The sequence below is a fragment of the Leuconostoc sp. JNUCC 76 genome (assembly GCF_053667755.1).
This window is the reverse complement of record NZ_CM132206.1, coordinates 446809-460168: the sequence shown is the minus strand read 5'-3', so window position 1 is coordinate 460168 and position 13360 is coordinate 446809. Positions and strand designations below refer to the sequence as shown.

Here is a 13360-nt window from a genome sequence, read left to right as displayed (position 1 = left end):
CTTTCGGGGGTTTCTAACTAATCTAGCATACTAGATTTGGGCATAAATTGCAACCGAATTTCATATTGTCCAACAATTTGATGCATAGCATAAAGAACATAGTCAATAGCAACTTCACCACGCGTTTCTTCATGATCTATGTTTAGCGCCATTAATGTGGTTAATGTTTCCAACTGCATCTGCCCAGTTGGTGTTTGATACAAAGCGGGGATACGTTGTGATTTAATAAAAGAGAACTTTGTTAAAATGTCACCTGATCGATTCATACGTACACGGTTCTCTTCAAACTTAAACATAATTTGTGTTTTTTGATTCTCAATTACCTCTGTATATCGTAAATAAAGTGCATCGTTTTTCAAAAAAAGTTGTCCATTTGTATGAAATTCAAACTCTTCAAGATCATTTTCTTGACGAATTTTCGTTTTTAGATGAATTTCAACGTCTGTTTGGTCTTTAATTGCCATAATTTACCCCTATTTTAATCTAAAATCTATTATAATATAAGAAACGGCAAAAGGGCTTACTATGTTAGAAGAAAAATTACCTAAAGAAAAAGTATTACGCGATCCTATACACAATTTCATACACATTGAAGATCCAATTATTTTAGATCTCATCAATACACCTGAATTTCAAAGATTGCGTCGTGTAAAACAATTGGGTATAGCTAGTTCTGTTTTCCATGGAGCAGAGCATTCTCGCTTTGGACATTCAGTGGGTGCGTATGAACTTGCTCGCCGTATCACGGAACGCTTTGAACAGTATTACAGTGATATTTGGGATCCGAAAGAACGCCTGCTAACACTAGTATCCGCACTGCTTCATGACATAGGTCACGGCGCCTTCTCACATACCTTTGAACATTTATTTCATACAGATCATGAGGCGATGACTCGTGAAATTATTACTGGTGATACAGAAATCCACCGTGTCTTGGCGCAAGTTTCAACTGACTTTCCAAACAAAGTTGCCAGTGTTATCGCGAAAACTTATGAAAATCCACAAGTTGTTCAACTAATTTCTAGTCAAATTGATGTTGACCGAATGGATTATTTGCTACGTGATGCCTATTTTACTGGTACAAAATATGGTGAATTCGATATTGATCGAATATTACGCACTATGCAACCAACCCCTGATGGCATTGCTTTTGACATCGCAGGTATGCATGCCGTTGAAGATTATATTGTTTCACGTTATCAAATGTATTTACAAGTTTACTTCCACCCAGTATCTCGTGGCATGGAAGTCTTGCTAGAACATTTACTACAACGCGCACAAGAACTGTATCGCTCTAATACAACTAGCGAGTTTGCAGAAAATGATTTTGTTGGTCCACTACTAGCGCCTTTATTTAGCGACAAAAAACTAACCTTATCTGAATATTTAAAGCTCGATGATAATGTTTTTATGACATATATTAATATTTGGCAATCACATTCTGATCCTATTTTGTCTGATTTATCACAACGTTTCATGGGACGCCGCCCGCTAAAATCAATGGAAATCACCGACGAAACGGCCCCACTACTTGAAGAACTCGAGCAGCTTGTGGATAATGCTGGATTTAATCCTAGATTTTACACGGCGCGCAATAATGCTTATGATTTGCCTTATGATGATTACAAACCAAATGTCGCCAAGCCAAGAACACAAATTGACTTTTTGTTAGCCGATGGTTCACATCGTGAATTATCAGATATGTCCACATTAGTTGCCGCTATTAAAGGAAAAGCCTCAATAGATCAGCGCTTCTTTTTTCCAAAGGAAATGCTCAATATTGAACCAGACGAATTGTTCGCTGATACGTTCAAAAAATTCCGCAGTTTTATTCGTAACAATGCATTAACTACGCCAAATCCAGAATCCTAAAGGTTCAACATGATCCCATTATATTTTAAAATATATCAGCAGATTAAAGATGACATTCGTGACCATACTTACCCCGCTGGTTCTTTTCTACCTAGCGAAAATGAGTTGGTCACTCAATTTCAAACATCTCGCGATACAATCCGTAAAGCGCTCGCAAAATTAGACGAAGAAGGACTTATTCAAAAACAGCGCGGTAAAGGGTCACAAGTCATTTCCCATCAGTTACGTCACTTTCCAATCAGTGGGCTAACCAGTTTTCATGAATTGGAAGAGCTGCAACACTTCCATGTTGTCACTGAGGTTCCTGTATTCGAATATCTTACCGTCACAAAAAAGACTCAGAAAACAACTTTATTTCCTGTTGGCACGCCCTTGTATCATATTATTCGTGTTCGAATTATCGACGGTATTTATAGTGTCATTGACGAAGATTATATCCGTGCAGACATTGTTCCCGGTCTCACTAAAGACATAGCTAAGCATTCTATTTATGCTTATATTGAGAATACCCTCCGCTTGTCGGTTGCCTATGCTGAAAAAACAATTACTGCTGAACTAGTCACAGCAATTGATCGCAAATTATTGATTGGCTTGCCTGAAGACGAAAATCGATTAATCCAAGTTGAAAGCCAAGGTCACCTAACTGACACAACCTATTTTCAACGTACTATTGCAAGACATAGACCTGATCAATTTCAGTTTGATGAATTTGCACGACGACAAACAACTTAAAACAACTGCTCAAATACTAAGTACTCAAGCAGTTGTTTTTTATTAGTACGCAATTGCAAAACTTTCATAGGGTTTCAAAAGCATTGTCCCCGAAACAGGTTGCGCTGGATAGTTAGTAACCAACACTTGACCATTTTTAACAATCTCATCAGAAATAGATATTGACACAGGCGTTTCACCAAAGTGTGTAACAACCAAAATATGTTTCCCCGCCAATTGTCGTTCAAAGGCAATGATTTCTTCAGATTCCTCATACTTTGGTGTATAGTCACCATCAGCAATCACTTCATTTTCTTGACGTAAACGAATCAAATTTTGATAAAATGCATACAAACTGTCAGCTGATTTTTCATCTTCAGCAACATTAATTTGTTCGTAATTCGCATTTTGTAGCCATGGCTCATGCGTTGAAAAACCAGCATAAGCCTCATTATGCCATTGCATTGGCACACGTGAGTTATCTCTTGACTTTGTTTGAACAATTTCAAAAGCTTGTTGTTTCGTCAAGCCCTGTTCCAATAGCATGTGATAAGCATTTTTACTTTCAACATCAACATACGTTTCAATTTTATGATATGTTGGATCAATCATGCCAATTTCTTCACCCATATACACATATGGTGTGCCTCGGTTTAAATGAACAAGCATGGCCAACATTTTGGCACCGACACGATAATATTTTGGTGTTTTAATGAAGCGATTTATTGCCCGTGGTTGATCGTGATTGTTCCAGAACCAAGCTGGCCAACCGTGATTCTCCATTAATCCTTGACTCCACTCATGCCAAATATGACGCAATGATTCAAAATCATAAGGCACTTTTGTCCACTTGTTACCATGATCATAATCAACTTTTAGATGATGAAAGTTGAACCCCATGCTTAACGCCTTGTTATCAGGATTTGTATATGCAGCTGTATTTTGCACAGTAGTTGAACTTAATTCACCTACAGTAATGACATCAGGATATTTTCCAAAAGTGGCTGCGTTCATCTCCTGTATATAGTCTTGGACAATTGGTGTATCAGTATATAAAAACTTTCCGCCATTTTCAGTTTCATCGTCAACTAGCATTTCAGCTTTACCGATTACATTAATCACATCAAATCGGAAACCACGGACTCCCTTTGCTAACCAAAAATTTAAAACATCATAGAGCTCTTGACGAACTGCTGGATTATGCCAATTTAAGTCAGCTTGTGTTGGATCATATAAGTGTAGATAGGCTAAATTAGTATCACCAAATTTGGCCCACGCCGAGCCACCAAACTTCGATACCCAGTTAGTTGGCTCATGCCCATCATCACGGTAAGGCCGCAAGTAATAATAATCTTGATACTTTTGATCACCTGCAAGCGCTTTTTGGAACCAAGTATGATCAGTTGAGGTGTGATTGAATACCATATCCAACATAATACCCATATGGTATGTTTTAGCTTCTTTGACCAGATTCTCAAAATCAGTCATCGTACCAAATAATGGATCAATCGCCGTATAATCACTTATATCATAGCCATTATCATTTTGTGGGGATGGAAACACTGGGTTCAGCCATATCATGGTAACCCCCAGCTTTGCCAAGTAGGGCAGCCTTTGAATGATACCAGGCAAATCACCTACACCATCCCCATTACTATCTTGAAATGATTTGGGATAAATCTGATAAACAACATGTTTTCCTAATTCAGTCATAATCTTCTATCCCTCACTTTGAAATGGCATCTTTGAAGACATTCTTCTTTTCAACTTGTGCGGCTGCTTGTTCCGTGTCGCTGTCTTTAAATCCCCATAGATAAACTGCTACAAACGACACGGCAATTGTTGCTGCCGAGGCGATAAGGAAAATCAATAAGTTATTGGGATTATCCTTTGGAGAAGCAAATGATGGGAAACCAATTAGTGAACCGGTGAAACCATACATATGAAGATTGAACAGTCCGGCAATCAAACCACCTGTGGCACCACCTAAGTTAGCCATCCCGAACACTCGACCATATTTCAAATTAATACCATACATGGCAGGCTCAGTAATTCCAGCAAAGGCTGACAACGCACCAGCACCGGCCAATCCTTTCAAGTTAGCAATCTTAGTTTTTGCAAAGACTGCTAATGCACCAGCACCTTGCGCAATCATTGTGAAGTTAACCAGCGCATTCAATTGTGACTGCCCTGTTTGTGCGATTTCATTGGCAATAAGAGGAACAACCATCCAATGTAATCCAAATATAACCAAAACTTGATACAAACCACCAATAATCAATCCAGATAGCGCATAGTTAAAGTTTAACAGTGCATTAATTGCGACAGATATACCGGATGAAATCATTGTAATCGCAGGACCCATAATAACCAAAACAACAGAACCAACGATGAAAATAGTGATTAATGGTTGAAAAATTGATCGAATAGAAACTGGCAAATGATCTTTTAACCAATTACCTATAGGACGTGCTAACCAAGCTGCAAAAATAATTGGGAAAATTGAGTATGCGTAATTAGGTATTGTGATAGGTAAACCAAAGAAATGTGCGTTGATTGGCATACCTAACAACACACCTGAAGCCTTTGCCGCTGATAACCCAATCATTTCTGGTTTAACTAACAGCGCACCAATCGCCGCCACAACCAAAGGATCTGATTTTAACTGTTGCGCTGCTGTAAATCCGACTAATACTGGTAAAAAGTAAAATGGTGCCATCGCCATCGACTGAATAATCGTAAACGTATCTGACTTGGTACTAATTAAACCAAGTAAATTTGGATCTGACAATAAAGTCAGAAATCCATTTAACATACCACCTGCTGCTAGTAATCCAATCACTGGAATCATTGATCCAGTGATTGTACCAATTAGTGTTTGGAAAGCACCTTTAAACCAATCAAGTACATTTTTTGGCTTTTGCTCTTTGGCTTTTGTTGCTTCTACTGCTGCATTCGTTGCTTCGTTGTCCACTACACTTGACCCTAGATGCTCGACTACCTTATCGTAGACGTCAGCAACTGCTGGCCCGATAACTACTTGATACTGTCCCAAAGCACTGTTATAGACGGCACCAGCTATTCCTGGTACTTTTGACATCTCTTCTGTATTGGCCTTAGTTTCATCATTTAAATAGAAACGCAAACGTGTAATACAATGTATCACTTTATCAACGTTATCCTTACCGCCCACATTTTTAATGATGTCTTGAGCCATGCCTTCATAATCTTCCTTAGCCATAATCAGTCTCTCCTTGCCTTAGCACTACCCAACTGTTGTCCTGCAACTGCTGGTCCATAATGAACTGTAATTGATTCTAATTTATCTGCTGTATTTGTAATCAACACTAGCGTTGTTTTTGGAAGACCAGCTTCTTCCACTTGGTCCCAGTTGACTGTTACCAAGTCATCGCCTGCATCAACAATATCGCCTTCTTTCACTGCCGTTGTAAATGGTTTGCCATTTAAAGAGACGGTATCAATACCTATATGCACTAACAGCTCGAGGTCGTCAAAGCGTTTCAAACCTACAGCATGACCTTGAACCATCGTCACCTTCCCAGAAACTGGGGAAACAATTTTTGAAGCATTAGGTTCGACTGCATATCCATCACCCATCATTTTCTGTGCAAAAACAGGATCCGAAACCTTATCTAAAGGAATTACTTCACCGGTTACTGGTGCGTAAACGTTCTCATTTTCGCTTATTTTTTTCCCAAATCCAAACATAGCATTCTCCTTTAATTAAACAACTTGTACGTACTAGTTACTACACTAAGAATAACACAATCCGACAATTATGTAAACGGTTACAATTAAAAACATGAAGCCCTATCTTAATTACAAGATAAAACTTCATGTTTTATAGTTATTTTTTACAAGCGAATGGTACATCTAGCGAACTTTTAGATAAATCTATAGTGTACGCGATGGATTGATTCCCCCGAATTGTCATTTCAAAATCTGTCGCATATATAATTAATCCTAATTGATGTCCTGCTCTCATTTTGTAGTAGGTTGGTTGTAACTCAAAATGTAAATCGACATATTGATTGGACAATAAGTCATCATTTTGACGAGAACTTGTCCGGTTCTGTAGATTAATATGACCAATAGTGATCATCTTGTAAGCAGACTTTTTGGATTCAAACGACATCAAATCTGTCGGACTAAAATTCACGCCACGGTCAATCGCCACTCCTTGGTTAGTAGGTGTTTCTTTCAGATATGTGTCATCCCCATAGTCGACAACCATTGCGCTGATCAATCCTATATTCTGTGATGATTTCACTCGCAGGTTTAATAAGATTTCCCCATCTACTGTTCGTTCGCTCGTATAAGTTTCGCTCTTAAATATCTGATTTGTTGACAACTTTCCAGTAATCGTGTCGTCACGCCATTTCTCAAAATGATTGCAGTAATAAGCGAACTGATTTTCAGGTAACCAATCCTTAAAATTGAGTTCACCGCTATTTTGATTGGTGGTAAGCACATTATTACCAATATAGTACTTACTCTTTTTGCTTGCTCCCCACTCATCTAGGACATGCCAAGCATCTTCTGCAGTATTGTCTTGCCATGTAACGGTAGGCAATGTTTCGTTAGCTTTGACATCTTTATCCAATAATTTCTCAGTCAGCCAAAGATTCATCTGATCTGAAAAATCCAAAGAGCGATTGTTGTTGATATAGATATGTTGGCCTTGGTGTAAATATATTTTCTTAACGTTTGGTAAATCGCGGAGTGCTGACCATAATTGATAAACTTGCCGTGGTTTAACATTCCAATCGTTTAGACCATGAATCATTACCATATCTACTTTAATATTCTTGACTTGATTTAAATAATTACGTGTATCCCAGTAGTAGTCATAATTGCCATTTACACGGTCAGTGAGTTTTTCAGTATTCGCTTGAAAGTCATCCCACTGCTTCTTAGTTTTTAACCAGTCAGCTGGATCTTTTATCCGTGAATATACTAATTCGGCTAATACATCCATATCTTCACCTGGAAAGCCGCCGGGTGCGACAACCAGACCATTGTCTCTGTAATATTGATACCAATTAGAGATAGCAGCTTCAGAAATAACCGTTTTTAAACCAGAAACTCCTGTGGTGGCAACTGCCGTAGCCAAAGTTCCCAAATAAGAGCGTCCCGTCATTGCAATATTGTGATTTGACCAATTAGCTACAATAGCAATATTACTTGTGCGATCAGTAAAGGCCACTCTATTACCAGCTAACCATTCAACAACATTTTTCATTGATTCAACTTGCTCGGGAGATCCTGTATCCTGCATGCCATCAGAATGACGTGTGCCAATACCTGCAGCGTAAACAACTGCATAGCCACGGGACAAAAAATACTGATTCAAATCAACAGGTTTCCCTGCTTCTTGAGTAAAAATGACAGAAGCTTCTTCAGCATAACCATTAATTTGACGCGCAAGCGGTTTTTCCACAGTCTCTTCCATCTGGTTCAAATTGCTCGGGGCTGGTTGATGCGTATCCTTTCTTGTTAACGGTACGTTAACATCATGAACCTTCGCATCATTTTCTTTTTCGTTTAAACCTTGATAATAAGGTGATGCTGTAAATAGAACCGGTAATTTTTCATTTGTGTTTGGTCTTATAATATCTACTTGGACTAAATCAAATCGCCCGTCATTATCAGTATCAACAGAGGTTTCCACCCAAACCGACTCACGAATTAAATCGTTTGTATTATAGGTTGGCAAAGACTTACCATTAAAGAGTAGGCGATGATTATTAGATTCAAAATATCCTTGGCTTGCCAGCTCATCAATAAATAACAAGCCATTATTTGTGTGGCTGTTTAGCAGCTCATACCATGCGTGACGTAAATTATTTACCGTCACTATTGGTAAACCTAACTTCCGAAATGTAGCTACCCCATTATATCCATTAGCCGCCAAAACCTCCGTAAATCCTAACAGTTGAGCAGCAACACAATAAAAGACGGCTTGTGTGAGTGGTTGTTTTGTTTCTAAGAAAAGAAAAATATTTTGCTCATCGGTGGCGAGATGCTCCCGCAACCAGTCATTTTGAGCTTCATAAGTTTTATAATTTGTTAATGCACGTCGCAATAGCGTTTCAAAGTCTTCACTGTTAAAACCAACAGCTCTTAGCTCTTGTAATTCGGTTGCTGAATCAACAGCAATTCGACCATATTGATTAATCATAATATACCTTTTATTGTTTTTATCTCATTATACGACAAAAACACTCATCTGCGGACGAGTGCCTGACAAAGCTTATAATAAGTGTGCTTCTGCCAATAATTCTTCTAGCCAAGTACCTTTAATTTTCTTAAGCCCAACTTTTTGTATTAGTTTAGGAATTGGCAAATCCATTTCGCTCACTGGCTTTTTATCATTCATATAGTACATAGCTCGCAATAATTCTCTAATATCATAGATTGAATTAAAGACTTCTGGTACGCCACGCTCAACATCTAGCAAGCTATATACAGCCTCCATAGCAGTCCGTACTGAATATTCCGTAGTAAAGACTGTATCTCGCGAAGGTGACTCAGCAAAATTCCCAATAAATGCCAAATTAACAGAGCCATCCGGAATTACTTTTGGACGGTCACCCATGACACGTGGCATAAAATAACTTGTAATAAACGGCATGTACACTGGAACAGTGTTAATTGATTCTTGCTGTGCTAGTTGATTAATTTTACTTTTAGGGACACCTAGGTGGTACAAAAATTCTTGTGTAATTTCCTGACCAGAAGACTCTACGATAGTCTTCTTAACATAGTTACCAGGAACATCAGAATATAGTCCGTAGATCCAAACTGTTGTTTCATTTGGCTTTTGTTGCTTAAAATGTGGTTGACGATGGACGGCAAAACTCATCAACCAGTTTGAATCAGTAATGGTTACAATGCCACCTGTATTAATTTTACCGTCATGTAAATCTCTCTTGGTAAGCCGTTCAATATAGGAATCAATTTCAGTATTTTTAATTGTTGCTGTCGCTGAAACAAACCAACTTTTTTCTGGTAAGTTTTGATAAAACACACTTGGATGACCAAATTCGTCTGATTGTTCAGCTAATTTTTCCCACAAACGCCACGACCCACCGGGTTCGTTTGTAACTGGCGCTGGTTCAAAATGGCTCCCATAGGTCGTACTCTCAGTAATGGAACCGTTCGTTATGAAAACTAAATCATTTGCTGTAAGCTGTTTAGTTTCTGGCTTTCCTGCAACAGTGAGCTGTAATTCCTTGACAACTTTATTGCCATGATCAAAATTCACAATGACATTATCAACCCTAGAATCAAACTGTACATCAACACCCTGATCGTCGAGATACTTGATCAAAGGCAATACCATCGAATCATATTGATTGTATTTATTGAACTTCAATGCTGAAAAATCCGGTAGCCCATCAATATGGTGAATGAAGCGCATTGCATAACGCCTCATCTCGATTGCTGAATGCCACTTTTCAAAAGCAAACATTGTTGCCCAATATATCCAAAAATTGCTTTTGAAAAAGTCTTCTGAAAAATAATCTTCAATCGTCGTTGTGCCTAACTTTGCTTCAGGCGTCATAATCAATTTAATAATTTCTTCAGATGATTTACCTAACGTATAATCACCGTCGTTTGGCACACGATTTCCTCGATCATAGATCAACCGACAATTTGATGAGTTAGGATCATCCTTATCCAGCCAATAATACTCATCGAGGTAAGAAGCTCCAGGGATTTCCAATGATGGCACTGAGCGATATAGATCCCATAAACACTCAAAATGATTTTCCATTTCACGGCCGCCACGTGTGACAAAACCAACATTTGGTCGTTGAATACCATCCAATGAACCACCAGCCAATGGGAGTTCTTCAAATATATGAATTGACTCTCCTTTCATATGACCGTCACGAATAAGAAATACTGCAGCAGCCAATCCTGCTAACCCTGAACCGACAATATATGCTGATTTCTGTTCTACGTTCTTTGGCTTGCGTGGTGTTGCAAATGCTTCATAATTACCATTACTATAATACATCGTGATCCCCTTTCTAATAGAAAACGCTTTCAATACAAACCCATTCTACTCTAAGTCGTTATTAATTAGCAATTCAAAAGGATTACCACAAAATGATTTATATCAAAAAAGCAAACATATAATCGTTTGCTTTTTCACTAGTTTATTTTATAGCCTCAGAAATGGCCATATTCACATCATCCTTCTCAGCTGCGATTAAATCAACACGACTTGAAATCACTTTAATATCCATAGTAATTTCCCGTGTTAATCCAGGCGTATTCAACTTGGGTTCAAAGAACGCCTTAAATTCATCTAGTCGCTCCGGTGTATGGAACACAGCAGCAATAACAGTAATATACATTGTAAATTCCATGTCACCACCGATCGTGTCTTCTAGCCACTGCCACTGCTCACGAACCCAATCCCAGGCTAACTGCTGACTTTTATCATTAACTAGCAAACTATAGACCCAACCACGGAGGTCTTGCGGTTTAATCGTGTCAGCGTCCTTTAGTTGATCAATCAATTTTACAATTAAATCTGAGTTTGGGGTACTAGTCAAGGCCGAGCGCAAGTCAGCTTTGTAATTAGCATCAGAAGATTTTCGATAAGTGATTAACAATTGTTCAAACAATGACGTGTTTCCAAAGTGCTTCAATTCATTGGCGAGTACAAAGTGACGAATATCAGCAGATAGATTTTGTAAATTATCACTGTTTTTCTCAAATAATTCATGAGCTGTTGCAATTGTATCAGGATTTTCTGCATACAAAGAAGCATTCAAAACATAAGGACGTGTGAGCTGATCGTCGTACGATTCACCGCTTTGGCCGGCCCAACCCAAACGTTTTACTTGTTTTCTACTTAGTACATCATAGAATTCTTTCAAAGCCTTTTCTTCAGCTGAATTTGGTGTAGCAAACTTCTTCAAGTCTGAAAGAATACCATATAGTACTGCATTAACCAACATGGCATCTTTGTGAGCAAAATTAAGCAGTAGTGGCACGATATCAGCATAGGTAATCTGCCTACCATCGGCTAACAAATGTAAATCCTGAAGAATTTGTCTTTGCGAAATATTATCCAATTCATCAAGATGTTCTAAAATATCTGTTAGTAATTGAGCATCATATTTAACAATAAAATGCGAATCATTACCGTTATTCAGTCTAAAAGGTGCGCCAACTGATTCACGTAATTGGGCATAATCACCAATTACTACACGCTCATTGGCTAGTAGTTGAGGGGCCGCATCATAGTTGCTGTTTAAGGGAATTTGCCACTGACGAGCACTTTCTTCGTACTCACCAATGAAAAACTGTTCTTGAGATAGGGTTAACTGTCCATCAATAACTTTTGCTGAAACCACTGGATATCCTGGTTGTTCCAACCAAGAATCCATCACTGCTTTAATATTTTGACCTGAAGTTTCACCCAAAGCCTCCCACAAATCAGCGCCTGCTGCGTTTGCATAGCGATGACGAGCAAAGTATTTTCTTAGCCCTTCACGTAGGGCCTTATCCCCAATCAAAGAACGAACCATCACCAGTAGTCTTGCTCCCTTAGCATAAACAATTGCTGGATCAAACAAAGCATCAATATCGGCTGGGTGTTGTACCTGGGTGTGGACTGGTTGGACGCCATCTGTACTATCTCGCTTCAATGCTGAAACAACATCACTTGCTTGGAAGCTTTCCCAAATGTGCCAATCAGGCTCAATGGCATCAATTGCCACATACTCCATCATATTAGCAAAGCTTTCATTGAGCCACAAATCATCCCACCATTTCATCGTGACTAAGTCGCCAAACCATTGATGCGCTAATTCGTGAGCAATAACAGTGGCAACAACTTGTTTGGTATTCAACGCTGAATTTTCAGGATCAAGCAATACATAAGCTTCACGGTAAGTTACTAATCCCCAGTTTTCCATTGCTCCTGCAGAGAAATCAGGCAAGGCTAGTTGCCAAGAATGTGGTAATGGGTACGGCGTTTGATAAAATTCTTCGAAAAACTCAATCGATCTTTTAGCAATGTCCAGTGCAAAATCCAATTCTTTGGGAGCATGTGCCTTGGTAGAAAATACACCAACTTTTACCCCTGTGTTAGTAACCGTTTGCTTACTCTGTAATTCTCCAAAAGCAAAGGCCACTAAATAAGTTGACATCCGAACGGTTGTATCAAAATAATGTACGCCATTTTCTGTGCGTATTTCTGGCATATTGGCTAAAATTGTTTCATTTGGTTGTTCGTCAAACTTGATTGATAAATCAAATGTCGCTTTAGCTTCCGGTTCGTCCACACTTGGAAAGGCTTGACGAGCAAAACTTGTTTCAAATTGTGTACCGATAATTTGTTTTTTAACACCATCTAGCTCATAATACGAAGGATAAATACCCATCATTGTGTCGGTTAATCTTGCCTTATAAATCACAGTGATGTCTATATGACCAATAATTTCTGTCGAAATCTGAATCAAATCAGCATTTTCGTCAATGACAAAAGGAATCTCTTTTTCATTAATGTGAATGGACTGAATTTGCAAGTTTTTTTGATGTAAGGCAATATCTTTGACCAACGCATTACCACTAATTTTTGTTTTACCATTAAACTGTTTTGTCTCACGATTAATATCTAAATAGATATCATAGTGTTCAGGTTGAAAATTATTATAAATCCGTGTGAATTGAGTCATGTTTTCTCCTGTAATCTATTAGAATAGCTACATTATACACCTTGAAATTAAAA

At 38.4% G+C, this 13360-nt stretch carries 9 protein-coding genes; 2 read left to right on the top strand and 7 right to left on the bottom strand.

Features of this window, described 5'->3' with window-relative positions:
- Positions 1 to 17: 17 nt before the first annotated feature.
- Positions 18 to 464, bottom strand: a complete 447-nt coding sequence (locus JNUCC76_RS02480) for a YwiB family protein (RefSeq protein ID WP_454155530.1) — start codon at positions 462 to 464, stop codon at positions 18 to 20.
- Positions 465 to 525: 61 nt separating this feature from the next.
- On the opposite strand from JNUCC76_RS02480, the gene JNUCC76_RS02475 reads away from it, so the two are divergent.
- Positions 526 to 1872 carry an HD domain-containing protein gene (locus tag JNUCC76_RS02475; protein WP_454155528.1) on the top strand — a complete coding sequence of 449 codons (1347 nt, stop codon included), beginning with the start codon at positions 526 to 528 and terminating at the stop codon, positions 1870 to 1872.
- 9 nt (positions 1873 to 1881) lie between these two features.
- Positions 1882 to 2604 (top strand): trehalose operon repressor, encoded by a 723-nt coding sequence (gene treR, locus JNUCC76_RS02470; protein ID WP_454155526.1) that lies wholly within the window; start codon positions 1882 to 1884, stop codon positions 2602 to 2604.
- A gap of 42 nt (positions 2605 to 2646) precedes the next feature.
- Here treR and JNUCC76_RS02465 read toward each other — a convergent pair whose 3' ends face one another.
- The 6 genes from JNUCC76_RS02465 to JNUCC76_RS02440 all read right to left on the bottom strand — a co-directional run bounded on the left by JNUCC76_RS02465 (position 2647) and on the right by JNUCC76_RS02440 (position 13307).
- Positions 2647 to 4296, bottom strand: a complete 1650-nt coding sequence (locus JNUCC76_RS02465) for an alpha,alpha-phosphotrehalase (protein ID WP_454155524.1) — start codon at positions 4294 to 4296, stop codon at positions 2647 to 2649.
- A 13-nt stretch (positions 4297 to 4309) separates the two neighbouring features.
- On the bottom strand, positions 4310 to 5824 hold the full coding sequence (locus JNUCC76_RS02460) for a PTS transporter subunit EIIC (RefSeq protein ID WP_454155522.1): 1515 nt from the start codon (positions 5822 to 5824) through the stop codon (positions 4310 to 4312).
- A gap of 2 nt (positions 5825 to 5826) precedes the next feature.
- Positions 5827 to 6312: a PTS sugar transporter subunit IIA gene (locus JNUCC76_RS02455; protein WP_454155520.1), complete on the bottom strand. Its 486-nt coding sequence runs from the start codon at positions 6310 to 6312 to the stop codon at positions 5827 to 5829.
- A 139-nt stretch (positions 6313 to 6451) separates the two neighbouring features.
- Positions 6452 to 8785, bottom strand: a complete 2334-nt coding sequence (locus JNUCC76_RS02450) for a Xaa-Pro dipeptidyl-peptidase (protein WP_454155518.1) — start codon at positions 8783 to 8785, stop codon at positions 6452 to 6454.
- 72 nt (positions 8786 to 8857) lie between these two features.
- Positions 8858 to 10630, bottom strand: a complete 1773-nt coding sequence (locus tag JNUCC76_RS02445; RefSeq protein WP_454155516.1) for an oleate hydratase — start codon at positions 10628 to 10630, stop codon at positions 8858 to 8860.
- Between the two features lie 142 nt (positions 10631 to 10772).
- Positions 10773 to 13307, bottom strand: coding sequence for a M1 family metallopeptidase (locus JNUCC76_RS02440; protein WP_454155514.1), 2535 nt, complete (start codon positions 13305 to 13307; stop codon positions 10773 to 10775).
- Between the last annotated feature and the right edge of the window lie 53 nt (positions 13308 to 13360).